This is a genomic window from Haladaptatus sp. DJG-WS-42 (genome assembly GCF_037198285.1).
Taxonomy (GTDB): Archaea; Halobacteriota; Halobacteria; order Halobacteriales; family Halococcaceae; genus QDMS2.
The window spans coordinates 252,016-276,250 of the sequence record NZ_CP147243.1; the positions used below are offsets into that span (position 1 = coordinate 252,016).

Sequence of the window (24,235 nt, forward strand, 5' to 3'; positions counted from 1 at the left end):
GCTCAGTCACCCTGGACGGTTTCGCTGAGCGTCGGCCCAGCGAGGCTCGTGAGGGTGCCGTAGCCGACGTACAGCACCAGCGCCTCGCTCAGGACGAAGCCGACGGTTGCGGCCGCCTGGGCGGTTGCCGGAAGGGTTTCGATGCCGAACATCAGGTTCCCCCCGAGCGAGACGCAGGTTGTGTGGTGAGTCGAGTCGTGTGAGAGTCGTGTTGCGGTGTGTTCATCTTAATGTTATTACGATTTTGGAACTATTATACAATACTGTCTGTCAAATTTTTTGTCTACGCCGGTGCTGAATCGTCGCGTCGAATCGCCTTCCAGTAGCCCTGTACGTACGCGCCGACGAACATTCCGCCAATGGCGAGGAGTATGGGATAGTTCCCGATGCCAAGACTCGCGTAGCCTGCACCCGGGCAAATACCCGAAAGGCCCCAACCAGCGCCGAAGACGGTGCCGCCGACAAGCACGTCGCGGTCTAAGTCCTTGACCCGCGGTGTGTACTGGCGACCGGTGAGTGGCGCGTTTTGCAGGAAACGCGTACCCACAATGACCGCAAGCCCGGAGACGACGGCGGCCCCGCCCATCACGAACAGGAGGCCGAAGTCGTCGAACTGGAGGAAGTCGAGGACGACTTCCGGTTTTGCCATCTGGCTGAGCGCGAGGCCGAATCCGAAAACCAACCCGCCAACGAAGATGACGGGCATGAACAGCGGATGGCGCTCAGCGCTCACGGCGATACCCCCATTGCTTGCACGAGGTGTGCAATTCCGGCGGCCACCAGCAGAAAGACGGCGACGTTCGTGAGCGACGTGCGCGACCGCGAGCCAATTCCACAGACGCCGTGGCCGGAGGTACAGCCCTTCCCGAGGCGGGTGCCGATGCCGATGAGGACGCCCCCAACGAGGAGTCGCCACCATTGGACGTCGGTCACCCAAATGCCGTCCTGAAAGGCGAGCGCGTAGACGCCTGCACCGAGGACGATGCCGAGGGTGAACACGACGCGCCAGTCGCGCGACTCGCGGTAATCAAACCGGTTGAGCGGTTCTAAGTCGGAGACGTACGACAGCGACGATTCGAGGAACGTACTCGCTCCAGCGTGGATGCCGGTGGCGAGGTAGATGGTTGCGACGCCGACACCGATGAGGACGCCGCCGAGGGCGTACGGTACGACGCCTCTCGGGAACAGCGCGCTCAGGTCTAACGCAAGCTGAAGCGGGTACATGGATTAGTTGCTCGTGAGTGCGTCTTGGCTGGCCGCACAGTTATTTGGCCCGAGTTCGAGCGCGAACGCCTCTGCGTCGTCCACGTCAGCCGTGCCGAGGTTTGCGGCGATGATGTCCTCGTAGTTGGCCGGGCGGGGCGGCATATCCGAGAGAATGAACTCAACGAACTCGTCGCGGTCCATCGAGAGCGCTGCCATCGACGCTTCGAGGTCGCCAAGTCGGGCGGTGTACGTTCCGTCTCCCGCCGGCGTTGCCGCGTCGCTGAAGTGGGCTGGAGCCACGAGCGAGTCCGAGTCGCGGGTGAGGATGCGTTCGGTGAGCGAGTCATAGAGCAGTTTCGCCGCGTCTACTGCACCCTCAGCGCCATCCTCTAAGTCGGGGCGGGCAACGCTCTCGGTGAACAGTGTGTCGCCGGTGAACAGCACGTCACCGACCGCGTAGGCGGTCATGCCGGAGGTGTGGCCGGGCGTGTGGATGGCGGTGATGGTCACGTCACCAACCGTGAGTTCGTCGCCGTCTTCGACGGTCTCGTAGGTGTCGTCGTACTCGACACCGCGGGCTGCGGCGGCCGCTGGAATCCCGGCGGTTGCGTCTGTCTCGCGGGCCAGTGTGCGAACGCCGGAGATGTGGTCTGCGTGGATGTGGGTGTCGAGCGCGTACTTCAGCTCTGCGCCCATCGCGCGGGCGTCTGCGACGTATTCGTCTGCGAACGCCCGGAGTGGGTCGATAACGGCGGCTTCGTCGCCGGAGACGACCAGGTAGGCGAGACAGCCACTCGACGGCCGCTGGTACTGCGCAATCGTCGCATCCGTCTCGGTGTCGAGTTCCGTGTAGTCGTAGATCGACGCCCAGCCGTTCATCCCGCTCTGTAAGTGCGACACCTCGAAGCCGCGGTCTTCGAGCAAGGCGGCGACGTACTCGCTTGACCCGCCCTTGGCACAGAGGACGATGATTTCCTGGTCGTCTGGGAGGGCTGCGTACAGACTGTCATCGTCTTCGTCCATCAGGAACTCGAAGTAGGGCACGTTCTCGGTTTCGACGCACTTGCCGTCGATGTGCCACTGGTCGAACTCCTCGGTCGCACGCACGTCGAGGAGAAATACGGATTCTCCCTTGTCGATACGCTCTTTCAGGGTTTCCGGGCGGACGGCCGCGATGTCCGCCGCCGTTGTTGGGAACGCGTTGTTTGCCATCTGTGTAGCCGACCCTATCAGGTGCATCCTCAAAAGTGTTTGGACAGTTGTTCATAATTCTCGCAAAACCGTTTGGCAATGATGTGGGGGTGTTTGACTGGATAATTGACCCACAATAGTCTTTTATTGTGGTATTGGCTACTTGGCCGACACCGACATACTTTTCACAATCGCCACAATATTGCACAGATACAGCAAGACAAATGTTCGGTGATACTCCATGAACCAGAACGTAGACGTAGCAGAGACCCTCGACGCACGCGGCATGAACTGCCCGATGCCCGTGATGCAGACGAAACAGGCGAGCGACGACTTAGCGGAAAGAGCCATCCTCGAAGTGCTCGCCACTGATCCCGGTTCGATGAGCGACATCAAAGGCTGGGCGAATGGCGCACCCGGCGTCGAGCTGGTCACCCAGCACGAAGACGACTCGGCAGAACAGACCGTCTACAAACACTACATCCGCAAAACCGAATAACAATGGACAAAATTGGCATCATCGTTTCCGACGACAGCCCGAAGAATCTCGCAATGGCAATGAACCTCGGCCACACCGCCCTCACGACCGAAACGGAGGTTATGGTCTACTTCACGTTCGACGGCCTGACCCACCTGCTGGAAGGCGACAAGGACGTCTCCGAGATTCAGCCCCTCCTCGACCAAGGCATGCCGAACCCCTACGACATGCTCGGAATGTTCGTCGACCAAGGCGGCGACCTCGCAACGACCGTCGCGTGTACGACCACCCTCGACATGCTCCAGTGGGACCGGGACGCAATCGACGAAGCGGTCACCACCCAATTTGCAGGCGCTGCGACGTTCCTCGAAGTGATGGACGACGCAGACCAGGTGTTCAGTTTCTAACCACACTCATTTTTCCCCGACTCGATTGACTGTTCCCGTATTGCTAAGGCACAGCCTGCACATGCTCTGTGCATGCGCGTCGCAGCATTCACCGAACTCATCGGCCCTGAAGGCGTTGGCATCGTCGAGCAACCGACTCCCGAACCCGGACCGAGCCAAGCCGTCATCGACGTCGAAGCGTGCGCCATCAACCGCCACGACTTGTGGATTCTCGAAGGCGATTCCGCGATGGTCGCCACCGACGACCTCCCGTTCGTAAGCGGCCTCGACGTAGCGGGCGTCGTCCGCGAGGTTGGCGTTGGCGTCACTAGCGTCTCCCCCGGTGACCGCGTCGTGCTCTGTCCGAACGAAACGTGTGGCACCTGCCACTTCTGTCGAGAAGGCCCGGAGAACCTCTGTGAGTCCTACTCGCTCTACCACGGTGGGCTCGCAGAGCAAGCGCTCGTGACTGCAGACCGCCTCATCCAACTCCCCGAGAACGTAGATACCACCACGGCCGCGGCGATTCCAACGGCGTACATGACCGCCTTCCGCATGCTCAAGCGCGCAGAGGTCGGCCCCGGCGACCTCGTGTTCGTCCCCGGCGCAACGGGTGGCGTCGGTGTCGCAACCGTCCAACTGGCCTCGATTTTCGGCGCGGTCACGGTCGGAACGTCGTCGTCCGCAGAGAAACTCGCCCAACTCGACGCCCTCGGCCTCGACCACGCGATTCAGGGCACCGACCCTGACGAACTCCGCGAAGCGGTCGCGGCGATTGGAACCCCGGACGCCGTCATCAACCACCTCGGCGGCCCGTACACGAAACTCGGCCTTGGCCTGCTCCGACGCGGTGGCCGGATGGTCATCTGCGGCCGGACGGCAGGCGACAGCTCTGAAATCAACATCCCTGACCTCTTTCTCGGCCACAAGCGCGTCATCGGGAGTACGATGGGAACCCACGGCGACTTAGAGCGCCTCCTCTCGCTCGTCGCCGCCGGCGACCTCGTTCCAGAGATTGACGAAACCTACCCACTCGAAGAAACGGGTGCTGCGTTCGCGTCGATGCAAGAGCGCGATGCGGTCGGGAAAATCGTCGTCACGAACTGATACGCCAGAACTGTTTAGGCCGCGAATCGAGAACCAGCGACTATGGGTCCTAAAAACTCCGCCCTTCGCGTCGTCGGCCTGCTCGCGTTCGTCGTCGGACTCGTTGGCTTTCTTATCTACGGCTGGCGGTTCGACACGGGCGGTGACCCGATTGCGACGACCCTCGGCGTCGGCGCGGCGCTGCTCGCGATTCTCGTGACGCTTCGCCGTCGGCTGTAACATTTTCCACCGGAGTTTTGAGCCGTGGCACCCAACAATCACTAATGAAAATCCGTGGCGAGCGCGAGTGCAAGCGCTGTGGCACCCAGTGGTCGTACTACGAAACCGGCGGCGTCGAATGCCCGTCGTGTGGCAGCCTCGAAAGCGTCGGCATCTCCGGGGCGAAACAACATACCGCAACGCCCGATTCCCTCGACCTCACGGAGGCACGTGACCTTGCCTCTCGCGACGACCTTCGGGCGGCCGCCCGAACCGCGAAAGACGTCTGTCGGCGGTACGTCCACCGCCACGGCTTCATCAACGGCGGTGACCTCATCGCGCTTTCTCCGACCTACCTCGCCGCCGTCGAACTCCGCCACGTCGCAGACGTGGTCGGACGGGCGCTAAACCTCACCGACGACGAGGAGTTCTACTTCGTCTCGCTGCTACGCGGCGCGGACACGGGAGCGCGTCCAGACCCAAGCGAAGTCCCCGGTTCGCTCGCAGACGCCCGCGGCCTCGCCTACGCCGAAGCCGTGATGGCCTACCGCCGTGACCTCGACACCTACCTAAACGACCATCCAGACCAGCTGGCGAGGCAGGTGCTTGCGTCGCTCACAGAACACGTAAAACGGGTGCGTGCCCTCGAAGGCGATATTGCGCCAGAAAACGCAGAACGGCTCGTCGGTATCGCACAGGAACTCGGCACGTATCTGCGCGACGGCGACGAATCGGCGCTTGCAACGGCCCAAAACCGCCTTGCGTCGATAGAATGAGGGGGTTTACGGCAGGTCGACTGCAACGTCGGCGTCGAGACTCGCGCTTTTGACCGTGTTGTAGAGCAACATCGCAATCGTCATCGGGCCAACGCCACCGGGGACGGGCGTGATGGCGGCGGCTTTCTCCTTTGCGCTCTCGAACTCCACGTCACCGACGAGTTTGTAGCCCTTTTCCGTGTCGGCATCGACGCGGTTGACGCCCACGTCGATGACGGTGACGCCGTCTGTGAGCATTGAGCCGTCGATGAGTTCGGGGACACCAACTGCGGCGATGACGATGTCGGCTTGTTTCGTCTTCGCGGCGAGGTCTTTCGTTCGCGAGTGACAGACCGTCACCGTCGCGTTCCCGCCAGCGGTTTTCTGGATGAGCAGGTTCGCAAGCGGCTTGCCCACGATGTCGGAGCGGCCAACGATGACAACGTCTTTACCTTCCGTGTCCACGTCCGTGGCTTCGAGCAGTTTCTGAACGCCGTGGGGCGTGCATGGCTTGAACAACGGGTCACCAGCGACGAGGCGGCCAACGTTCTCGGGGTGGAAGCCGTCTACGTCCTTTGCAGGGTCGATGCGGCGGATGACCTCGCGTTTGTCGACGTGGTCTGGCACTGGCAGCTGGACGAGGATTCCGTGAACGTCGGGGTCTGCGTTCAGGTCGTCGATGGTCGCATAGAGCTCCTCGGCTGGGGCTTCGGGGTCGAGTTCGATGTGGATGCCGTTGATGCCGACTTCCTCACAGGCGCGCTGTTTCATCGACACGTACGTCTCACTCGCGCCGTCGTCGCTCATCAAAACGGTTGCGAGGCCGGGAGTCACGTCCGCGTCTGCGAGCGTCTCGATACTCGCGGCGAGGTTGTCTCGAATCTCCGCGGCGACGGCGTTCCCGTCGATGATAGTCGTCATTACCGAAACCGCGGACGGCGACCCACATTAATGCTCGGATTTGTGCCCATATACGCGATTCAAACGATGAAAATGAGCAAATGCGTGTATAAGTTAGGCTTCAGACCACGCTCTGAGCTCCGGTTCGAGTCCAATGACTCGGCTCTCGGTTACGTCGTCTCGCTCCCTGAACTCAGCGTGCACATCGTACGCGGCAGAGACGAGGTCGATCGAGTCCTCGTCCGTCGGCGCTCGATTGAGGAAGCCAATGCCGAGCGCAGCGGTGGCGTCAACCCGGCCACACAGCACGTGGAGGAATTTGAACACCGTGTTCGCGGTATGGAATTGCGCGAGCGTGGAGATGCTGTTCAGGCCGAGGCGAATCTGCCTGAAGCCTCGCTGATGGAGATACTGCATCGCGGTGGTAATGCGAATCCCAATCCCCGTCAAGTCGGTCGGTGACCCGACGTTGTAGACGGTGGCATCGTGTTCCATCGGAGAGGAATATCCAGAGCGAGCGTCGATGATAACGACGTTGGAGAGCGATTCGTCGCCGGTCACCGAACTGAGCGCAGAGAGGACCTTCTTCGCGCTCTTGTCCGTCGTGATGAAGATGACCCCCTCGCCTTCGGTTACGCCTTCGGCCATGAGCGAAAGGTACAGTTCATCAGCCCCGGTGTGTGGTGGCCCAGAAATGAGGATGTTTGTCCCGTTTTCAACCCGGTGGACGTCTCCGTCATCGCAGAGGTTCGTGATAGGATACATAGAGTAGTGTTAGTTGCTCAGTTGGCTGCTTTTCGATGGTGGCTCAGCGTCCATCGTGTGATGACGCTTGTTTTGGTGCGGCGATGTCGTCGATTGCGCTCACGAATCCGAAATCGTCCGCAAAACGGTCAGTATCGCCGTGGATGCGTTCGTGTAAGCGGTCTATCGTCGATGATAACTGTACGTATTCCTCGTTTTCTTCGAGTGCACTTGCATCGAACCGGTCGGTCAATAACCGCTGTTTTTTGAGCGCACTGAAGTACGCTTGCAAGTCGTCTTCGTACGCAGAAAGCGACAGCATTTCTGCGACGACTTCTTTGAGCTGGTCGCGCGTTGGTGGCTTCTGGACGTATGCGTCAAAGCCCATATTGATGATGTCGAAATCCGGTTCAACGGCGCTCACCATGACCACGCGACAGTCGAGGGCGCGCGCTCTGATTTGTTCGAGTACCGCATCACCCGACATGTCTGGCATCATTCGGTCTAAGAGGACGATGTCGATGTCGGGCGAGAGAGTGTCGAGCGCTTGTGCGCCATTGCTCGCGATGCGCACCTCGTAGTCGCGCTGTAAGAAGCGCTGGTACATGGTTGCAACGGCGGGTTCGTCCTCGACGATGAGGACCGTTGGGTGACTGGTTTCCTGTTCGTTGGTTTCGGGTTTCATTTTTATTGCGTGGATGGTTGTGAGCGTGGCAGGTGGCTGTCAGCGACGACGGACGGTTGTGGGAGTTCAATGACGAACTTCGCACCGTGGGGTTCTGCATCTTCGACCCAGATGCGGCCATCGTACGCCGATATCATCGTCTCACAGAAGAACAGCCCAAATCCAGAGCCTGATGTCTTCACGTGGGAGGTTTCGCCGCGTCTGAAGATGACCTCTTTTTTGTCATCGGGGACGCCGATGCCGTTATCCGTGACCTCGATGCGAACGCCATTAGTTGTTTCTTTGACAGACACTTCAATGCTCGGTGTGTCGACCTGTCCGTGTCTGATAGCGTTCGTGAGGATGTTACCAATTATCTCCTGGAGCATATCGTCTGCGAGCGCGTACACCGGAGTGCTCTCGACGGTGAGCGTCGCCTGCGGGTACGTCGATTTGATGCGGCCAACTTCGGCTTCGAGAACGGACTCGACATCGACCGGTTCTAACGCCGGCTCTTCTTCGCCGCTGAGCACCGCGAGCATGGTTCGCACCCGGTCTACGAGGTCAACGATGTCGTCGGCCCACTCGAGGATGGTCTCTGCATCGAACCGGTTCTGTTCGTCTTCTAAGTCATCGAGCAAGAACTCCGCGCTGCCTCGGATGACCGTCATGCCGTTGAGCACGTCGTGGCGCAGGAGACTGTCGAAAAATTCGAGTTGGGCGAAGCGAATCTCAAGTTCTTCTTTGTACTCGGTGAGCGACGCGTTGGCTTCACGGAGCTCTTTTTCCGCCTGTTTGAGCGGCGTGATATCGACGGCGACGCCGAGCAAACACGGCTCTTCGGTGTTCGGCATCGTTATCGGGAGCTTTCGCGTCTTGAAGATGCCTTCAGAGCCATCTGCGAGCGTGACCGATTCACCCTCGATGAGTATCTCGGTTCCGGTGTCGATGACGTGTTGGTCTATCTCTGCGACGCGAGCAACGATTTCAGCGTCGAGGATATCTTCATCGCTCTTGCCAACGAGTTCCTCTGGGCTGAGTCCGAACAGCGCACTCGCCGCCTCGTTTGCGAGGAGATACTCGCCGTCGTACGTCTTCACGAAGATGGCGTGTGGCACCGTATCGATAATCGTCCGGAGCCGTTCACGGCTGGATTCGAGCCGGTCTCTGTTCAGCTCTCCTCTGAGTTCGTACCCAATCCACTCAGCGAGCAACTGGACGAACGTCTCTTCGCTTTTCGTGAACGGTCGCTCACGCGGTTCGGCGCTCGAAAAGTTTACCGTGCCGAACGGCTCGTTGTCCACGACAACACTCGTGCCGATGTACGATTCGAGACCGAATGCTTCGTAGGCTGGGTGGCACTGTTCTCTGGCGGTCGATGCTTGCTCGTACGAGATGACCTCATCCGACGCAATCGTTTCGTTACAGAAGGTATCGGCAAGGTCGAACGTCGTTCCCGGCGTGATAGACCCGTCTGGGGTAACCGCGCCGACGACGGTGTAGTCATCGCCCTCTATGTTCGACAGGATTCCAATATCGAGGCCGAACCACTCACAGCCCAGCTCGAGCAACTGGTCGAGTTTCTCCTCGAACGGGAGCGACGAATCGGCACTAATGTGGGTGAGCTCTCGCATCGCTGCTTCGCTCTCTTTCAGTTTGTCTCTCGCTTCCTGGCTCGCCGTGATGTCTTGGAACGTCCCGCGGATGACCTGTCTTCCCTGTTCGCTCTTTTGAACCTCTCCGCGCAACCGAATCCATTTGAGCGAGTTGTTCTGGGTGACCACACGGAGGACAATATCCCAATTTTCGCCGTTTTCGAAGGCGCGTTCGACCGCCGCTCGAATCCGGGCTTGGTCATCCTCGTGGATGAACGAAATGGCCTCTTCGAGGGTTGGTTCATAGTCCAGTGGCAGTTCGTGGATGCGCTTTAGCTCGTCCGTCCACGTCATCTCTCGCGTTTCCATGTCGATTTCCCACGCACCAATCGACGCCATTCGCTGGACGCGCTCGAAGAGGTCTGCTGAGTGACGGAGTGCGGCTTCTTGCGCGTTCTTATCCGTCACGTCGTGGCCTTCGACGATGATGTAGACCACGTCGCCTTCGTCACCGAAATACGGCTTCATCGAAACGTCGTACGTCTTCCGTTCGCCAGTGGCCATGAGCGACACTTCGAGTTCGATGAGTTCGCCGGTTCGAGCCTGTTTGAGCGCAGTCGTGAGCCGTTTTTGTGACTTCGGAGTGATTGCATGAAGGAGCTCAGCGTCGAGAACGTGTCCAATTGCCGTGTCGCGCTCTACTTCAAGCAGGTCTTCGAATACTTGGTTCGCTTCGATGAGCGTCCCGTCCGGTCTGAGGACGCACATGAGTTCGTGCGAAGCGTCGAACACCGCGCTCAGGCGACGCTCTTGTTCTTTCTTTCGCGTCGTCTCCACCGAATAGACGGCGATTCCGTTTTCCGTCGGGTACACGCGAACCTCGACTTTGTATGCGTACGAACTCACTTTGGTTTCGAAAAACGCTGGCTCTCCGGTCTCGAACACTCGTCGGTAATATTCCTCGAAAATCGTCTCTTTGAACTCGGGAAACCGCTCCCAGATGACTTCTCCGACAACCGTCTCGCGGTCGTAGCCCGTTCGCTTCTCCATCGCCTCATTCCAGTAGGTGATGCGCCACTCCTGGTCTAATTCGAAGTAGGCATCGCTCATCTGTTCAAGTAAGGTTGCTGCTGAAAGTGACGGTGGAGACATAGAAGTATATCTATACTGTCTTGTTTTCTTATAAAACCAGCGGGGAAAATGCGAGCATGTAACTCACAGGCTCAATATTCGTCGAACGACTGCTTCTCTGACCCCTGTCTGACGGCTTCAGTCTCTCCAGTTTCGAGCGTAATACTCATCGCCTGCCCGCCGTAGCCGTGGGTCTGGTCGTGTCCACGGACGACGACGCGCGCCACGCCTTCGGGGATTTCGATGGTTCCTGAGCGAGTGAACTCCTGTGTTCCGTGCGCGTGGAGGAGTTCACGACGACCTAACTGTTCTCCAGCAAGGGTTTCGACCTGCCACCAGTTTGCGTACCCGTCCTCACCATCATCGTCGTGGAGCAGTGTCACGTCAAATCGATACGTCGTGTCTCCAGTCTTCTCGAACGCGACGGCCATCACGTTCGCTTCGCGCAAGTCGAGGTCTGTTTGTGTCGTCATTTCGGACTCCGAGGTGTCAGTCGTAGTTGGTTCAGCGCTCGTCGCGCTCGTCGCTGTCGACGGAGCGGTGTCCGCGTCCGTCCCGCCGCTCGTACACCCGGCGAAGAACACGGTTCCAGACACGAGTGCGAGGAGTCGGCGGCGTGAGAGAGAGAAAGCAGCGTGACTCATGCGTGTGTCTACGTTTGCCCGAGACGTTACCGTGACGGCTTAGTAGTCACCGGGGCGACGGCGGAGAAAGTCGAGGTCGTAGGCGCGTGCGAACTCACGGACGATGCGCTGGCCGATGACGACGGCGACGAGAAAGAGCGCGAATCCTACGGCCAAGACGGGTTCTGAGAACAGGCCGAGTACGTCACCGACACCGACACCTTCGCTGTTCGCGAGGGTACTCAGCCCGTCCGGATTCCGCACGAGCAGGAACATGAACATGAAAATCACTTCGACGAACAGGAGTTCTGTAATCAGGCTGAGTCCGACGATGTTTCCCATTCGAATCTGTCGGTCGCCAAGTCTCCCCACGGCCATAGAGAAACTACGAGCGTCGAGTCGATAAGCCTGCGTGAACAGTCTGAAAACGGAGAGTTTCGGATTATTCGTAAAGCGGGAACTCAGCGCAGAGGTCTGCGACTTCGCCTGCGGCCTCTGCTTTCACTTCGTCGTCGTCGTAGTTGTCAACGACTTTAGCGATGATGTCGCCCACCTTGCGAGTGGCGTCCTCGTCAAAGCCGCGCGTCGTGAGCAGCGGCGTCCCGGCGCGGATGCCACTCGGGTTGAACGGCGAGCGCGTCTCGCCCGGCACGGTGTTTTTGTTGAGGATGATACCGACTTCTTCGAGCGCTTCCTCTGCGTCGCCACCGGTCGTGTCCGGGTGCGATGGGCGAAGGTCGATGAGCAGGAGGTGGTTGTCCGTGCCGCCCGACACGATCGAAAGGCCGTGGTCTTTGAGCGTCTCGCCGAGCACCTTTGCGTTTTTCACGGTCTGGGCGGCGTACTCGGTGAACTCCGGCTGGAGGGCTTCTTTGAAGCCAACGGCCTTGCCTGCGATGTTGTGCATGAGTGGGCCGCCTTGGGTGCCGGGGAACACGGCCGAGTCGATGGCCTTCGCGTGTTCTTCGCTCGTCATGATGATGCCACCGCGACCCGCGCGGATGGTCTTGTGCGTCGAACCGGTGACGAAGTCTGCGATGCCGACCGGCGACGGGTGTTCGCCCGCGGCGACGAGACCCGTGATGTGGGCGATGTCGGCGAGGTGGTAGGCGTCTGCCGCGTCTGCGGCTTCCTGAATCTTGTCCCATTCGACGACGCGTGGGTAGGCGGAGTAGCCAGAGACGATGATATCCGGGTCGAACGCCTTTGCTTTCTCCATGATGCCGTCGTAGTCGAGGTAGCCGGTCTCTGCATCGACTTCGTACTGCTCTACCTCGTAGAGTTTGCCCGTGAAGTTCGCTGGGTGACCGTGACTCAGGTGGCCGCCGTGTGAGAGTTCGAGAGAGAGAATCTTGTCGCCGGGTTCGAGCATGGCGATGTAGACGCCCATGTTCGCCTGCGTCCCGCTGTGTGGCTGGACGTTCACGTGTTCTGCGCCCCAGAGTTCTTTCGCGCGGTCGATTGCGAGCTGTTCGACGACGTCTGCGTACTCACAGCCAGCGTAATAACGCGCGCCGGGATAGCCCTCTGCGTACTTGTTCGTGAGCGCACTCCCCTGTGCTTCGAGCACTGCCTCTGAAACGTGGTTCTCAGAGGCAATCATTTCGAGCGTTGAACGTTGGCGCTCGACCTCGTTTTCGAGTGCGTTTGCGACCTCCGGGTCAACTTCGCGAACCTGGTCGTAATCCATCGTATGAAAAGCTGAATCGCCTCGCTCAATAAGTGTACCTCTGTGTACGCAAGGCCAACACACCTATACTCCTAGAGGGTGAACTAACCGGTCAATGTTGCGCTGGGACCTGACTGCGTCCGGTGTGCGTCTCAGCAACGGTTCCACGTCGTTTTCATTCACCGCTCCTGACTGGCATCCAACAGCGGTGAGCCACACGCTTCCACGGCACATAAACGCCGTGACAGCCGGGACTGCTTCTCGCCTCCAACTCCCGGCACCAACCGGACGGCTCGTCACTGCGGACGGCACGCCACTTTCACTTTCTTCCAGCCGGTCGCTCACCGCTGATACCCACTACCTCACGGTTGGCCTGCAAACGTCGCGCAAGGCACTGCTTACCGATGGGAGCGGGGCGAAACAAGTCGCGCGCACGTCGGAGGCTGGGTTTGAAACGACGATTGCGTTCGACGGACCGGCAAGGATTCGCCCGCTCGGTAGCGACCTCTGCATCGACTTCGACCAGCAGACGGCGGTCACCGTGGGCGTCCCACACAAACACACGATTTCGGAAAACACCATCACTGTCACCCCCACGCCCGAAGGAATTGCAACCGCGCTCACGCACCTCGCTGCGGGGATGCCGACCACCGGCCCCGAGCGGTCGCATCCTGCGTGGCGACACCACCCGCCACTGGTCGAGATTGGGTCGCAAATCGACGTGCCGGTCGCCATCCAATCGCGCACCCCACAGACTGGAATCGAGTTGAAACTCCCGCCCGATACTGAATATCTGTACGTCGCCGCGCCGCTCGCGTACTATCTTGGAGCGCGCGTTACGGTTGAGAATCGGGCAGCACCAGTACTCCTCGCACCCGACGCGGACGTAGCCCACGCGTTCAACTCGCTTCCAGCGTTCCAGCACGAAGTGGCAAGCCTCCTGCGTCGCGTCTTCTTCGTCGATTGCCTTCTGCGGGACGATGGACACAGAACTTCTTCATCCGGCGACTCGCTGCTCACAGCGTGGGGGCTCTCACCTGAATCGCTCATGGAGGCGTCACTGGCGACACGCCTCGCTGCCACGCTGACGATTCCCCACGATGAAATTTCGCCACACCTGCCGGAGTGGTATCTCGCCACCTACGTTGACGCAGACCCCACGCACGTCCGGTCGTTCCCGTTCTTGCTCGACAGCATGAGTCTGGTCTACCTGCCAGAGGCGTCTGCGTTCGACGGCAAAGAGCTGATTCGTCGCTCGCTCGACGACTTCTACCGAGCAGGGCCACAGGCCGCGTCGGTGGACGTGCTGATGCCACGGCTCCAAGCTGGCTATCTCCACGGCTGGCTCGCGTCTGGGACGCCCATCGACGTGTTCAAACTCACCCACGCGGCCTACGAAAACCGCCTCAAATACGGACACAAAGACGGCGACCAGCTCACCGTCAATGTCGTCTTGAACGACGACGAGATGGACGCAGAACACGAAGAAGTGGCCGCGATATATCGCAACCGTGCTGTAGATGTGCCAATCGACCTCACCGTCCACAAATCGCTCAAGTGCAAGGACCTCGCGGCGGTGTTCGAATCGCCGACTGATTTCGTCCACTACATCGGCCACTGTGACGTAGATGGGCTTCGCTGTCCAGACGGCAACCTCTCGATTGCAGATATCGGCGAGATACAGGCGCGGACGTTCTTCCTCAACGCCTGTGGGTCGTATCACGAAGGCGTTTCGCTCGTAGAAAAGGGAAGCGTGGTGGGTGCGGTAACGCTCACGAAGGTGTTAAACGACCAAGCCGCAATCGTCGGCACGGCGTTTGCGCGGTTACTCATCAACGGCTACGATTTCGAGCGGGCGATGCAGCTCGCGCGGCGCAGAATCATGATGGGCAAAGACTACGCCGTCGTCGGCGACGGAACCTACGCGCTTACACCGGCAGACGAGGGGACGCCTGCAGTCGCGTGGATAGAAAAGCGCGGCGACCGGTTCGATCTGACCTACGAGGCACATGCCGCGTGGGCGAACGGCGCGACCTACCCAAACCCGCGCGACGACACGGACACAAACCTTTACGGGTCGAAGCCGACGTATTCACTGTCGAAAGCCGAACTCCGGGTGTTTCTCGATTCGCACGACCTCCCCGTCATCTTCGACGGCGATTTCACGTGGACGACCGACCTCATAGAAAAATTGTAAGTGAGAATTTTCGATAATAGTTCAGAACAACAGAGAATATCGTTGAACTAAGCCGTTCTTGCGCAACTATTGCACCTTCTCTCAAAAGTAGTTAATGTAGATTTGCTGATTTCAATGTAAAAGTAACGGTAAAATTAAATACTAATAGGGTCTTTTATACACGTACAGACATGAGTTCAAATTTACTAGAACCGGACATTGAAGGTATCCTTCGGGCGACGCTCGAGAACGCTTCGGGGGACGTTCTTGTGGTGAACCCATCGGACGAGACGGTAGAGGAGCTCGTAAGCGTCCTTGCCGACCTTTCTGACGCACCGTCGGTGCAGGTACTTGCTGACGATAGCGTTCTCAAAGACGTCATGGCAGACTTCATCGTCGCCTCAACCGCAGCAGACCTCATCGAAGCAGAAACACTCGCGCTCCACACCGTCGAGAGCCGACCTGAAAACTCGCTTCTCATCACCGAAGACAGCGTCGTCGCCGTCGTCGCTGCTGGTGACCGTGTCGCTGGTCTCTCGACTGACGATGACGCGTTCATCAAGAGTGCAAACGAGATGTACGCAGACCTCTGGGAACAGACGGCCGCGTTTACGCTCCGCACGCCACCGATTTCCCGCGTGCGCTCGTCGCTCTCTGAAGACCTTGGCTCCACCGTCGGTTCTGACTTCGAAGGCGTCCTCTCGTCGCTCGAAACCGCCCGCGGAGACGGCGATGGGCTTGACGAAGTGACCATCAGTCTGCTCGTTGCAGCGAAAAACGAAGCGCTCCTCTACGACATCAGCAAATGGGGCGAAGACGTGGGCATCGCTTCGAAAGCGACGTTCTCGCGCACCAAGACCAAACTCGAGGACATGGGCCTCATCACCACCGAAAAAGTGCCAATCGACGTTGGTCGCCCACGCCTCCGGCTCATGCTCGGTGACGAACGGCTGCGCGGTGCGAAGCCAGACCAGCTGGCCTCCGTCGCCCAGAGCATCTTAAACTAAGCCGCGAGACCCAGTCTTTTACCTGTGTTATTTCAAACTCTGCGTAATGACTCTCGGACTCGTCGGTGACGGACCTGCTATTTCTGCACTCGAAGCCGCGCTCGCAGATGTCTCAGTAACTGCTGAGCGAATTTCAGCAACCGACCTCGACAGCGTGGCGTTCGCCGCCGTCGTCGGAGACGTCGGTGACGCCGTCTTCCACAACGCGAACGACGCCGCGCTTGCTGGCGACACGACGTGGCTTGCCGTAGAACGCGGTGGCCTTGGCGGCCACGCCCTCGCAATCGACGGCGGAATCAGTGGATTCGGGCCGAACACCGGTTGTTTCGACTGTTTGTCCGGTCGCGTCGAAGCCAATCTCGAAGGGGACGCCGAAACCGCTGAGTCAGACCCGACGACGATGCGCGTCGCAGGTGCACTCGCCGGACGGGAACTTGCTACACTTGCCAGTGGAGCCGACTCGTCACTGCTTGGCGGCGTCCTCGAACTGCCCCACGCGACCCGCGAATTTCTCCCACTGCCGGGTTGTGACTGTGAGAGTGGAGCGAAAACCCACCTCTCGACCGAGTACGTCGAACGCGAGTTAGAAGACTCACTCGCCCGCGCAGAGCGCGCCATCGACAATCGCGTTGGGATAATCCACGAAGTCGGCGAAGCCGCGTCATTCCCGGTCCCCTACTACATCGCCCGCGGCGGTGACACCTCAGGATTCAGCGACGCAATCGCCGCACAGCAAGCCGCGGGCGTCGCTATCGACTGGAACGAGGCACTGATGAAAGCCGCTGGTGAGGCACTCGAACGCTACTGCGCGGGCATCTACCGGACGAGCGAGTTTACACAGGGTCAACCATCGGGGATGCCAAACGCCGTCAAACCGAGTGCGTTCGTCCTGCCGTGGGACGCAGCCGACGAGGCCCAGATTCCGTGGGTCGAAGGCGAACGCCTCGCCGGTGGCGACCCGGCGTATCTCCCCGCAGAGTTCGTCCACTTCCCGCCACCGACCCAACAGCACAAACCGGCGATTACGACCGGCCTCGGCCTCGGCAACTCGCTGCCGGAAGCCCTCCTCTCTGGACTCTACGAAACTCTTGAACGCGACGCAACGATGCTCGCGTGGTACTCAACGTTCGAACCGCTGAAACTCGACATCGAAGACGAGACGTTCGACACACTCGTCCGTCGTGCTCGGTCTGAAAACCTCGAAGTGACGCCGCTGCTCGTTACCCAAGACGTAGACGTACCCGTCGTCGCCGTCGCCGTCCACCGTGAGGGCGACTGGCCGCGCTTTGCGATGGGCTCTGGAGCCGACTGTGACGCGGTTTCAGCGGCCACCTCTGCGCTCGCCGAAGCCCTCCAGAACTGGACCGAACTCGGGTCGATGGGCAACGACGCGGCGATGCAAGCAGGCGCGTGGATTGGCCACTACGCGTCGTTCCCCGACGCCGCACAGGACTTTGTGGATGTGGACGCGACAGTCTCTGCGGAGGCCGTTTCGGTGGACGTCGCTCCGGAAAACGAGTTGCCAACGGTCGTCCAGCGTGCGGAGTCAGCCGGGATGGACGTGTACGCCGCCCGACTCACGACACGCGACGTAGAAGAACTCGGGTTCGAGGCGACCCGCGTGTTACTTCCGCAAGCACAACCGCTGTTCATGGACGAACCGTACTTCGGGAAGCGAGCAGAGACGGTTCCAGAAAGTCTTGGCTTCGAGGCGCGACTCGACCGCGAACCGCATCCGTATCCGTGAAGCAATCGGTTGCCTATCGGGTCGAAAGAGCAGTTATCGCCAACCCACCGAGTCCAGATACTGAACCCATTAAAAACGGGAGGAGAAAACCACTGAACAGGACGATTTGCCAGTACTGTGGCGTTGTCGTCGCAACCTGAAAAATGACGACTAGGAGGGTCAAGAGTGCTGTGACGCCACCGACGAGAAAGCCATCGCGTACCTGCGCAGGCCGAGACGCGGGAGAGTCCTGTACTGCGATTGCCCCACTGAGTAGCCCGACGATAGTGAACCCTGCCAATGCACCGCCTTCGCGTGAAGTAAGCAATTTACCGGCCGTGTCAGGGTTCAAAACCACCTCCAAAATCAGTACGAACATTCCAGCGGGTGTGAGCCGAACCCCACTGATTCCGAAGTAGCCAACCAACAGTCCGAGAGTCCAGAGAACGACGCCGATACAGACGAATCGCCATCGTATTTCAGAGATTCCAGTAGTGCCACGAGTGGCATAGAGGACACCCCCTACCACGAATACCGCGAGAAATAAACCACCAATGATAGCCTGTACTGGCCCCATAATATCAGTACTAGAGACAGTTGTATTAAATGATTGGTCGGAAGAATATGTGCCTGTGCCGTCTCAGATACCGAATGTCGCGCGGAGCATGTCGCGCGTGCCCGGCCCGAGCCCCACCGCGAGAATCGCAATGAGGAGCAAGATTGCGTAGCGCGGACTTTCCTCGAAGATGGTCTCATCGAACACCCAGACAACGGCGACGGCGGCGACGATTTTCACGACGAGGAACGGCCACGAGGTGCCGGTGACGGCGGCAATCGACTCGGGGAGAATCCCGTCGGTGAAGTTGATGATGAAGCGGTTGACCGGGTGTTTTGCGCTGTAGTAAAACGGTAAGCCAATCTCGACGGCCCAGTCTGCGGCGAGGACGTTTGCGACACCGTCCACAGCGTGACCCCAGATGATGACGAGGCCGATAGTTCCCGTCCCCTTGTTGATGTCGGGGGCGTACGTATCGACCAGCTTCCACGCGCCGTAGGCGATGATGGTCGCAAGCACCAACGTGAGAATCGTCATCTGCGGGAAGAAGCTGACGTAGTTCTCGGTGAACGCGAGCACCGTCAGGTAGCCAACCGTCCCGACCAGCAGGGCCGCGCCGAGCGCGAACAGCGGATTTCGGTAGGTGTCCACCGACCCGTTTCGCTCTAAGCCGACGCTCACGAGGATGGCGGCGAGCGTGAAGAAAAAGACGGTGAAGTAGATGAACGGGCTGATGATAAAGGCGCTCCACGGGAACGGAATCGCCGGGTCAACTCCGTTTCGCATGGCTGCAATTCCGGCGTCTTCGACGACGCGCAGTGCTCCGCCGAAGAACATGAACGGGAACAGCGCGAAGAACAGTTCGCGGTCTCTGCCGATGCCGAGGCCTCGAAGCAGGAAGATGAGGCCAACGAGCATGAGCAGGAGAATGACCGCGTAGCCAATCTCGGAGACGGCGGTGTAGCCGGGGTAGGCAACGAAGCCGCTTGCGGCGGTACACGCAGACGCACTATCGAGTAGCGTCGTCTCGCCACCCGACCGAACCGCACAGAACGCCCCGTTTCCGTCCGCGACGACCGGCCCCCAGAAGTAGTGCCAGAGGAACCCGTCCCAGACCGTCCGCGGGAAGGCGAGCGACCCGCCCACGAGCGCGACGGTGAGAGCGATGACGGCCGCCCACCACGTACGCACAGGGTCGAGTCGCTCCGAAAGCATATCCATGGGCAACAAACCGCAGGCCGAAGGTTTTACAGTTCCGGTCGTGTGCGATTGCGCTGCACAACGCACCAGCCGTTCGGGACGACGCCCCGAAGTGTCAACCCTTAATCCGCCCGCACCTCTCTGTGCTCACATGAACCCCATCGCAAAGCGCATCTACAACATCGCGCCCGACCCCGTCCGCCTCACCTTCGAGGACGGCACAACCGTCTCGCTCGCCATGCGAAGCGCCGAGTTCTTCCAAGAAGAGTTTCAGGGCGAAGGCACGTCGATGGACGATGACACAGCCTACCGCCTCATCACCGACGGCCCCAACAACGAGTCGCTCATCGCGGGCCGCGAAGTCGAGAGCGGCTGGGAGAACGCGGGCAAAGTGACCAAGGCAGAACCGGTCGAGTAGGCACTCAAGCGCGCGATTTCTGGAGAATGTTGCGAGGGCAAGATGCTCTCATCTTGCCGCACTCATTTCGTGGCTCGGTGGCCATGCCGAGCGGGTGCGAGCAGTTTTGCTCGCACGGCGCTGCGTGTTTGCAGCGCCTATCGAGTGCGAGGGACAGGATTTGAACGCCAGTCGCAACAAAGTTGCTCCTTTGTTCATATCCTTCCTTTTGCACCATCGTCGTCGCGGTTTTGCGACGACTCGTGAGTGCGAGGGACAGGATTTGAACCCGTGAACTCCTACGAGAGCGGAGCTTGAATCCGCCGCCGTTGGCCAGGCTTGGCTACCCTCGCACGCATACTGAATTCCACTGCCGGATAGGTAAAAGGTTCCGAAACCCGTTCACTCGGAACTCGACGACTGGCGACTAATCGCAAACAAAAACCCCGACAAAAACAGCAACTCGTTGCCCGAATAGATGTCGAGGACGGGTGCAATGAGCGTAAAAAACGATTGCGGGGCGGCGAAGCCGAGAATCGCCAGTAGCAGTGCGATTATCGCCGCGAAGCCCGCGAACCAGCGGGTGACTGTTCCGCTCACGAATCCGACGATAAAAATGAAAATCGCTTCGAGGAGTGCCATACCCGTACAGACGGGACAATTGGCCTTGAACTTCGCGTCGGTGCTACTCGCCCCAAATCGAGTCGGGGAAGAACGCTTCCGGGTCGTGGAGTTCAACCGAAACCGCCACGTCGCGCTGGAGGCGGTTCAGGTTGAGCGTGAGCGACTCGCCAATATGTTCGCGCAGTTCCGTGCCCTTCTCGAAGGGATAGTACCCCGGCACGAGCAACGCCTTCTTCTTGGAGGCGTCTCGCAGCACCGCGAGGAAGAAGACGGCGTCCGTTTCGGCGCGGTACACCTCCGATTCCTCGACCGTGTTGTTTTCGGTGAATTTGACGGCTTCTAAGTACTCGTCGTCCGCGACGAGAATGTCGAATCCGGGAAGCTGCATATCCGGAAACACCTGCCCCGGGTTCACCGTGACGACGCTCCACCCGCTGTCGCGGTACTGCTTTGCGGTGGCTTCCATATCCGAGATGAGCGTTTCCCAGTACTCGGCGACGGCGGCGGGCGCTTCGGCCTGTACGGCCGGGTTGTGCACGAACTCGTCTGGGTCGTCGTTATCGGTCATCAGTCATCCTCCGCTTGCATCGGCGCGTCAACCTCGCTTGGTTCGTACGCATCAGTGTGGGGAAGCGGTTCTGCATCCCAATAGGCGTGCTGGTCGTCGAGTCTGACGCACGCCGCCGTGTGGTCGAGACCCGCCGGGTAGTCGGCCGGTGGCGCGTTCTTACACGCCTCACGGGCGTACGGACAGCGCGTGTGGAACCGACAGCCAACAGGCGGATTGCGCGGGGAGGGAACGTCGCCCGGAAGCGCGTCCACACGCCTGCCGAACTCGCTCGTCTTTGCCCGCGGGACGCTCTGGAGGAGCGCCTCCGTGTAGGGATGTTGTGGGTCTTCGAATATCTGGTCTACCGGTCCTGTCTCGACGATTTTTCCGAGGTACATTACGGCAACACGGTCCGAGATGTGGCGCACCACAGAAAGGTCGTGTGCGACGAACAGGTAGGTCAGGCCGTACTCTTCTTGCAAGTCTTCGAGCAGGTTGAGCACCTGCGCTTGGACGCTCACGTCGAGTGCCGAGACGGGTTCGTCAAGCACGATGAACTCGGGGTCGAGGGCGAGCGCACGAGCAATCCCGATGCGCTGGCGCTGACCGCCCGAGAATTCGTGGGGATACCGGTCGATTTGGTCGGCAGAGAGGCCGACGCGTTCGAGCAGGTCTTTCGCCTTTGCCCGGCGCTCCTCGCGGTCTGCGAGGTCGTGGATGACGAGCGGTTCGGTGATGATTTCACCGGCGGTCATCCGCGGGTCGAGACTCGAAAACGGGTCTTGGAAGACGATTTGCGCCCGTCGCCGGAACGCGCGCAACGCCTCGTCGTCCATCTCGAAGATGTTCTCGCCATCGAATTTGACGCGCCCGCCGGTCGCCTCGCGCAGGCGAAGCAGGGTTTCGCTGGTCGTGGATTTCCCACAGCCCGACTCACCAACGAGGCCAAGGGTTTCGCCTTTGCGAACCTCAAAGGAGATGTTGTCCACTGCCTTCACGCTCTGGGGCTTGCGTCCGAGCATGCGGTCTAGGAACGTGTCCTGTTCGAAGTAGTACTTCTCCAGGTCTTCGACTTCGAGAATTGCCTTACTCATCGGTCACCACCTCCCTCGAAGTAGTCTTCGGGAAGGGCTTCGTGTTCGCTGTACGCCTGTGCTGCGAGCACACACCGCGCTTCGTGGGCATCGTCGCCCGACACCGCACGCATCGGCTGGCGGCCGAGGCAGTCGTGCATCGCGTACGGACACCGGTCTGCAAAGTAACACCGGTCTTCCATCTCTTGGTTTACGAGACTCGGAACGTTGCCTTCGATGGGCTGGAGTCGTGGAGCCGGGTCTTCTAAGTCCGGAATCGAGCCGAGCAACCCTTGCGTGTAGGGATGTGTCGGATCGTCGAACACGGCTTCGAGCGACCCCCGCTCGACGATTTCACCCGCGTACATGACGCCGACGCGGTCACACATCCGCGCCACGACGCCGAGGTCGTGGGTAATCAGCACGATGCTCATGCCACGGTCTTCCTGGATGTCGCGCAGCAGATTCAGAATCTGGGCCTGAATCGTCACGTCGAGCGCCGTGGTTGGCTCGTCTGCGATGAGCACGTCCGGTTCACCGGCGAGTGCCTGTGCGACCATCGCGCGCTGGAGCATCCCACCAGAGAACTCGTGTGGATACTGGTCGGCGCGCTCTACGGGGTCTGGAATCCCGACCTGTTCGAGCAGGTCGATGGCTCGCGCGTGGCTCTCCTCGCTCGTGTAATCCCGCGCTGGAATCACGGCATCAAGCAGGAGATTCGAGAGCCCGTATCCTTGCGTCCGCGAGCGCGTCCGGCGCGGGTTCGCCTTCGCGCGCTGTTGGACTTCGACGGCTTCTGCAATCTGTTCGCCCACGGTGAGCGAGGGATTGAAACTGCTCATCGGGTCTTGGAAAATCATGCTGAACTTCGGGCCGCGAAGCGATTGCCGGACGCCTCTCGGCAGTTGCCGGAGGTCTACGTAGTCGCCATCGACGGCCTCGGAGTTCTTCTCGCGGAACTCGTCTGCGAGTTCCGGATACCGGAACCAGACGTTTCCACCAGTCACGCGCCCCGGCGAGTCAACGAGGTCGATGACCGAGAGTGCGGTCACGGATTTCCCACTGCCCGACTCCCCGACGATGCCGAGAATCTCGTTCTCTTTGACGTCGAACGAAACCTTCTCGACGGCGTTGACCTGCCCTTCCTCGGTGAAAAAGCGGGTCGAGAGGTCTTCGACACGGAGGACATCACGGCGCATGAACGACGCCGTCATACGCCACCCTCTCCTTCGATACCGGGGTCAAGTGCGTCTCTGAGCCAGTCACCAACGAGGTTGAGACCAATGACGGTAATCACGATGGCGAGGCCCGGAATCGCGGCAATCCACCACGCGGTAGACTGATACTGTCGCCCGAGGGCGATGTCGAAGCCCCACGAGACGTTCGCGCCCGAAAAGCCAAGGAACGACAGCGCGCTTTCGAGCAAGATGATGGCGGCCACTTGAATCGTTGCAAGGACGAGAATCGGCGTGGCCGCATTTGGGAGCACGTGGCGTGTCAGGATGTACGAATCCTTCCCGCCCATCGAACGGGCCGCCTTGATGTAGGACTCTTCGCGCAAGCTGAGCGCCTCACCGCGGGCGACCCGGGCGAACCAGACCCAGTTTACGAGCGCGACGACAACGATAATCGTCCCCGGCAAGATAACGGTCGAGGGCATCGGTTCGGTCGAGAGGCCAACGAGGCCGCGGAACGCCTCTGAGAGTCCCGATATCACGAGTGGGTCAGGCAGTATCAGTTGGGCCTGTCCCGCCACGCCCACGAGGGCGATTGCGAGGACGAGCGATGGGAACGCGAGCATGATGTCCGCGCTGCGCATCAGTGCGTCATCGACCACACCGCGGTAGTAGCCCGCAGAGAGCCCGACGACGACGCCGATGAGCGTTGCGAGCGACGTGCCGAATATCCCGACGAGAATCGAGGTCCGCGCCCCGTAGATGACCCGCGAGAGGATGTCGCGGCCGTTACCGTCGGTACCAAAGGGATGGGCGAGCGTCGCATTCTCGTAGACGACTTGGGTTTCGGTTACGACCTGGCCGTCTTCGATGACGACGCGGCCGTCTTCCATTTTGGTCACTTCTTTTTCCTCTGCAGTGGAGAAGCCAAGCGGGGGCAGTCGAGCGTCGTCGAGCGACTGGTCGCTCGGATGATACGGCGCGATGAGCGGGGCGAGAATCGCCATCAAGAGGATGAACGCGACGATACCGATACCCACCTTTGCGAGGACGTTGCGATTCAGTTCGCGTTTGAGATTCCTGAGCGTACGTGGAGAGATCATC

The 24,235-nt window shown here is 60.0% G+C and carries 26 protein-coding genes and 1 tRNA gene; 9 read left to right on the top strand and 18 right to left on the bottom strand.

Features of this window, described 5'->3' with window-relative positions:
- Positions 1-2 precede the first annotated feature (2 nt).
- From V5N47_RS01315 to V5N47_RS01330, 4 genes are all read right to left on the bottom strand, one after another.
- On the bottom strand, positions 3-152 hold the full coding sequence (locus V5N47_RS01315) for a hypothetical protein (RefSeq protein WP_338729034.1): 150 nt from the start codon (positions 150-152) through the stop codon (positions 3-5).
- Between the two features lie 131 nt (positions 153-283).
- Positions 284-706, bottom strand: a complete 423-nt coding sequence (locus V5N47_RS01320; RefSeq protein WP_338730318.1) for a DUF6691 family protein — start codon at positions 704-706, stop codon at positions 284-286.
- Positions 707-729: 23 nt separating this feature from the next.
- A complete protein-coding gene (locus tag V5N47_RS01325) occupies positions 730-1,224 on the bottom strand; it encodes a YeeE/YedE family protein (protein WP_338729036.1) in 495 nt (164 codons plus the stop codon).
- Positions 1,225-1,227: 3 nt separating this feature from the next.
- Positions 1,228-2,418, bottom strand: coding sequence for an MBL fold metallo-hydrolase (locus V5N47_RS01330; protein WP_338729038.1), 1,191 nt, complete (start codon positions 2,416-2,418; stop codon positions 1,228-1,230).
- Between the two features lie 220 nt (positions 2,419-2,638).
- Here V5N47_RS01330 and V5N47_RS01335 point away from each other — a divergent pair, with 220 nt between their 5' ends.
- The 5 genes from V5N47_RS01335 (at position 2,639) to V5N47_RS01355 (ending at position 5,342) form a co-directional block, all read left to right on the top strand.
- A complete protein-coding gene (locus V5N47_RS01335; protein WP_338729041.1) occupies positions 2,639-2,896 on the top strand; it encodes a sulfurtransferase TusA family protein in 258 nt (85 codons plus the stop codon).
- A 2-nt stretch (positions 2,897-2,898) separates the two neighbouring features.
- Positions 2,899-3,282: a DsrE family protein gene (locus tag V5N47_RS01340; protein WP_338729043.1), complete on the top strand. Its 384-nt coding sequence runs from the start codon at positions 2,899-2,901 to the stop codon at positions 3,280-3,282.
- Positions 3,283-3,354: 72 nt separating this feature from the next.
- On the top strand, positions 3,355-4,368 hold the full coding sequence (locus V5N47_RS01345; RefSeq protein WP_338729045.1) for a zinc-binding dehydrogenase: 1,014 nt from the start codon (positions 3,355-3,357) through the stop codon (positions 4,366-4,368).
- A 42-nt stretch (positions 4,369-4,410) separates the two neighbouring features.
- Complete coding sequence (locus V5N47_RS01350; protein WP_338729048.1) at positions 4,411-4,587, top strand: multidrug transporter; 177 nt, start codon at positions 4,411-4,413, stop codon at positions 4,585-4,587.
- 44 nt (positions 4,588-4,631) lie between these two features.
- Positions 4,632-5,342 (top strand): TFIIB-type zinc ribbon-containing protein, encoded by a 711-nt coding sequence (locus V5N47_RS01355; RefSeq protein ID WP_338729050.1) that lies wholly within the window; start codon positions 4,632-4,634, stop codon positions 5,340-5,342.
- 6 nt (positions 5,343-5,348) lie between these two features.
- Here V5N47_RS01355 and V5N47_RS01360 read toward each other — a convergent pair whose 3' ends face one another.
- The 7 genes from V5N47_RS01360 to glyA all read right to left on the bottom strand — a co-directional run bounded on the left by V5N47_RS01360 (position 5,349) and on the right by glyA (position 12,668).
- The gene (locus tag V5N47_RS01360) at positions 5,349-6,242 is read right to left on the bottom strand and encodes a bifunctional methylenetetrahydrofolate dehydrogenase/methenyltetrahydrofolate cyclohydrolase (RefSeq protein ID WP_338729051.1); all 894 of its coding nucleotides are present in this window, start codon (positions 6,240-6,242) and stop codon (positions 5,349-5,351) included.
- Between the two features lie 93 nt (positions 6,243-6,335).
- The gene (locus V5N47_RS01365) at positions 6,336-6,986 is read right to left on the bottom strand and encodes a hypothetical protein (RefSeq protein ID WP_338729052.1); all 651 of its coding nucleotides are present in this window, start codon (positions 6,984-6,986) and stop codon (positions 6,336-6,338) included.
- A 43-nt stretch (positions 6,987-7,029) separates the two neighbouring features.
- Positions 7,030-7,650 (bottom strand): response regulator, encoded by a 621-nt coding sequence (locus V5N47_RS01370; RefSeq protein ID WP_338729053.1) that lies wholly within the window; start codon positions 7,648-7,650, stop codon positions 7,030-7,032.
- A gap of 2 nt (positions 7,651-7,652) precedes the next feature.
- Entirely contained in the window at positions 7,653-10,376 is a 2,724-nt protein-coding gene (locus V5N47_RS01375; RefSeq protein ID WP_338729054.1) for a PAS domain-containing protein, read from the bottom strand.
- Between the two features lie 71 nt (positions 10,377-10,447).
- The gene (locus V5N47_RS01380; RefSeq protein ID WP_338729055.1) at positions 10,448-10,999 is read right to left on the bottom strand and encodes a hypothetical protein; all 552 of its coding nucleotides are present in this window, start codon (positions 10,997-10,999) and stop codon (positions 10,448-10,450) included.
- A gap of 39 nt (positions 11,000-11,038) precedes the next feature.
- Positions 11,039-11,356, bottom strand: a complete 318-nt coding sequence (locus tag V5N47_RS01385) for a hypothetical protein (protein ID WP_338729056.1) — start codon at positions 11,354-11,356, stop codon at positions 11,039-11,041.
- A 64-nt stretch (positions 11,357-11,420) separates the two neighbouring features.
- Positions 11,421-12,668 carry a serine hydroxymethyltransferase gene (gene glyA, locus V5N47_RS01390; RefSeq protein ID WP_338729058.1) on the bottom strand — a complete coding sequence of 416 codons (1,248 nt, stop codon included), beginning with the start codon at positions 12,666-12,668 and terminating at the stop codon, positions 11,421-11,423.
- Between the two features lie 94 nt (positions 12,669-12,762).
- Between glyA and V5N47_RS01395 the strand changes: the two genes are divergently transcribed.
- From V5N47_RS01395 to V5N47_RS01405, 3 genes are all read left to right on the top strand, one after another.
- Positions 12,763-14,844: a hypothetical protein gene (locus tag V5N47_RS01395; protein ID WP_338729060.1), complete on the top strand. Its 2,082-nt coding sequence runs from the start codon at positions 12,763-12,765 to the stop codon at positions 14,842-14,844.
- A gap of 170 nt (positions 14,845-15,014) precedes the next feature.
- Positions 15,015-15,830: a DUF5821 family protein gene (locus V5N47_RS01400; RefSeq protein WP_338729062.1), complete on the top strand. Its 816-nt coding sequence runs from the start codon at positions 15,015-15,017 to the stop codon at positions 15,828-15,830.
- A 46-nt stretch (positions 15,831-15,876) separates the two neighbouring features.
- Complete coding sequence (locus V5N47_RS01405; protein ID WP_338729064.1) at positions 15,877-17,577, top strand: YcaO-like family protein; 1,701 nt, start codon at positions 15,877-15,879, stop codon at positions 17,575-17,577.
- A 619-nt stretch (positions 17,578-18,196) separates the two neighbouring features.
- Here V5N47_RS01405 and V5N47_RS01410 read toward each other — a convergent pair.
- Positions 18,197-19,333, bottom strand: coding sequence for a DUF63 family protein (locus V5N47_RS01410; protein WP_338729066.1), 1,137 nt, complete (start codon positions 19,331-19,333; stop codon positions 18,197-18,199).
- A gap of 130 nt (positions 19,334-19,463) precedes the next feature.
- Here V5N47_RS01410 and V5N47_RS01415 point away from each other — a divergent pair, with 130 nt between their 5' ends.
- Positions 19,464-19,730 (top strand): hypothetical protein, encoded by a 267-nt coding sequence (locus V5N47_RS01415; protein ID WP_338729068.1) that lies wholly within the window; start codon positions 19,464-19,466, stop codon positions 19,728-19,730.
- Between the two features lie 247 nt (positions 19,731-19,977).
- Here the strand turns inward: V5N47_RS01415 and V5N47_RS01420 are convergent.
- The 6 genes from V5N47_RS01420 to V5N47_RS01445 all read right to left on the bottom strand — a co-directional run bounded on the left by V5N47_RS01420 (position 19,978) and on the right by V5N47_RS01445 (position 24,234).
- Positions 19,978-20,062 (bottom strand) — tRNA-Leu (locus tag V5N47_RS01420).
- A gap of 49 nt (positions 20,063-20,111) precedes the next feature.
- The gene (locus tag V5N47_RS01425) at positions 20,112-20,351 is read right to left on the bottom strand and encodes a hypothetical protein (protein WP_338729070.1); all 240 of its coding nucleotides are present in this window, start codon (positions 20,349-20,351) and stop codon (positions 20,112-20,114) included.
- A 43-nt stretch (positions 20,352-20,394) separates the two neighbouring features.
- Positions 20,395-20,901 (bottom strand): hypothetical protein, encoded by a 507-nt coding sequence (locus tag V5N47_RS01430; RefSeq protein WP_338729071.1) that lies wholly within the window; start codon positions 20,899-20,901, stop codon positions 20,395-20,397.
- Positions 20,901-21,977 carry an ABC transporter ATP-binding protein gene (locus V5N47_RS01435; RefSeq protein ID WP_338729072.1) on the bottom strand — a complete coding sequence of 359 codons (1,077 nt, stop codon included), beginning with the start codon at positions 21,975-21,977 and terminating at the stop codon, positions 20,901-20,903. The genes V5N47_RS01430 and V5N47_RS01435 overlap by 1 nt, the downstream gene beginning before the upstream one ends.
- Entirely contained in the window at positions 21,974-23,170 is a 1,197-nt protein-coding gene (locus tag V5N47_RS01440) for an ABC transporter ATP-binding protein (RefSeq protein ID WP_338729073.1), read from the bottom strand. The genes V5N47_RS01435 and V5N47_RS01440 overlap by 4 nt, the downstream gene beginning before the upstream one ends.
- The gene (locus V5N47_RS01445) at positions 23,167-24,234 is read right to left on the bottom strand and encodes an ABC transporter permease (protein ID WP_338729074.1); all 1,068 of its coding nucleotides are present in this window, start codon (positions 24,232-24,234) and stop codon (positions 23,167-23,169) included. The genes V5N47_RS01440 and V5N47_RS01445 overlap by 4 nt, the downstream gene beginning before the upstream one ends.
- Between the last annotated feature and the right edge of the window lies 1 nt (position 24,235).

Coding starts and splice junctions, on each gene's coding strand:
- V5N47_RS01315 (WP_338729034.1), bottom strand. CDS start 152: ATGTTCGGCATCGAAACCCTTCCGGCAACCGCCCAGGCGGCCGCAACC.
- V5N47_RS01320 (WP_338730318.1), bottom strand. CDS start 706: ATGCCCGTCATCTTCGTTGGCGGGTTGGTTTTCGGATTCGGCCTCGCG.
- V5N47_RS01325 (WP_338729036.1), bottom strand. CDS start 1,224: ATGTACCCGCTTCAGCTTGCGTTAGACCTGAGCGCGCTGTTCCCGAGA.
- V5N47_RS01330 (WP_338729038.1), bottom strand. CDS start 2,418: ATGGCAAACAACGCGTTCCCAACAACGGCGGCGGACATCGCGGCCGTC.
- V5N47_RS01335 (WP_338729041.1), top strand. CDS start 2,639: ATGAACCAGAACGTAGACGTAGCAGAGACCCTCGACGCACGCGGCATG.
- V5N47_RS01340 (WP_338729043.1), top strand. CDS start 2,899: ATGGACAAAATTGGCATCATCGTTTCCGACGACAGCCCGAAGAATCTC.
- V5N47_RS01345 (WP_338729045.1), top strand. CDS start 3,355: ATGCGCGTCGCAGCATTCACCGAACTCATCGGCCCTGAAGGCGTTGGC.
- V5N47_RS01350 (WP_338729048.1), top strand. CDS start 4,411: ATGGGTCCTAAAAACTCCGCCCTTCGCGTCGTCGGCCTGCTCGCGTTC.
- V5N47_RS01355 (WP_338729050.1), top strand. CDS start 4,632: ATGAAAATCCGTGGCGAGCGCGAGTGCAAGCGCTGTGGCACCCAGTGG.
- V5N47_RS01360 (WP_338729051.1), bottom strand. CDS start 6,242: ATGACGACTATCATCGACGGGAACGCCGTCGCCGCGGAGATTCGAGAC.
- V5N47_RS01365 (WP_338729052.1), bottom strand. CDS start 6,986: ATGTATCCTATCACGAACCTCTGCGATGACGGAGACGTCCACCGGGTT.
- V5N47_RS01370 (WP_338729053.1), bottom strand. CDS start 7,650: ATGAAACCCGAAACCAACGAACAGGAAACCAGTCACCCAACGGTCCTC.
- V5N47_RS01375 (WP_338729054.1), bottom strand. CDS start 10,376: ATGTCTCCACCGTCACTTTCAGCAGCAACCTTACTTGAACAGATGAGC.
- V5N47_RS01380 (WP_338729055.1), bottom strand. CDS start 10,999: ATGAGTCACGCTGCTTTCTCTCTCTCACGCCGCCGACTCCTCGCACTC.
- V5N47_RS01385 (WP_338729056.1), bottom strand. CDS start 11,356: ATGGCCGTGGGGAGACTTGGCGACCGACAGATTCGAATGGGAAACATC.
- glyA (WP_338729058.1), bottom strand. CDS start 12,668: ATGGATTACGACCAGGTTCGCGAAGTTGACCCGGAGGTCGCAAACGCA.
- V5N47_RS01395 (WP_338729060.1), top strand. CDS start 12,763: ATGTTGCGCTGGGACCTGACTGCGTCCGGTGTGCGTCTCAGCAACGGT.
- V5N47_RS01400 (WP_338729062.1), top strand. CDS start 15,015: ATGAGTTCAAATTTACTAGAACCGGACATTGAAGGTATCCTTCGGGCG.
- V5N47_RS01405 (WP_338729064.1), top strand. CDS start 15,877: ATGACTCTCGGACTCGTCGGTGACGGACCTGCTATTTCTGCACTCGAA.
- V5N47_RS01410 (WP_338729066.1), bottom strand. CDS start 19,333: ATGGATATGCTTTCGGAGCGACTCGACCCTGTGCGTACGTGGTGGGCG.
- V5N47_RS01415 (WP_338729068.1), top strand. CDS start 19,464: ATGAACCCCATCGCAAAGCGCATCTACAACATCGCGCCCGACCCCGTC.
- V5N47_RS01425 (WP_338729070.1), bottom strand. CDS start 20,351: ATGGCACTCCTCGAAGCGATTTTCATTTTTATCGTCGGATTCGTGAGC.
- V5N47_RS01430 (WP_338729071.1), bottom strand. CDS start 20,901: ATGACCGATAACGACGACCCAGACGAGTTCGTGCACAACCCGGCCGTA.
- V5N47_RS01435 (WP_338729072.1), bottom strand. CDS start 21,977: ATGAGTAAGGCAATTCTCGAAGTCGAAGACCTGGAGAAGTACTACTTC.
- V5N47_RS01440 (WP_338729073.1), bottom strand. CDS start 23,170: ATGACGGCGTCGTTCATGCGCCGTGATGTCCTCCGTGTCGAAGACCTC.
- V5N47_RS01445 (WP_338729074.1), bottom strand. CDS start 24,234: ATGATCTCTCCACGTACGCTCAGGAATCTCAAACGCGAACTGAATCGC.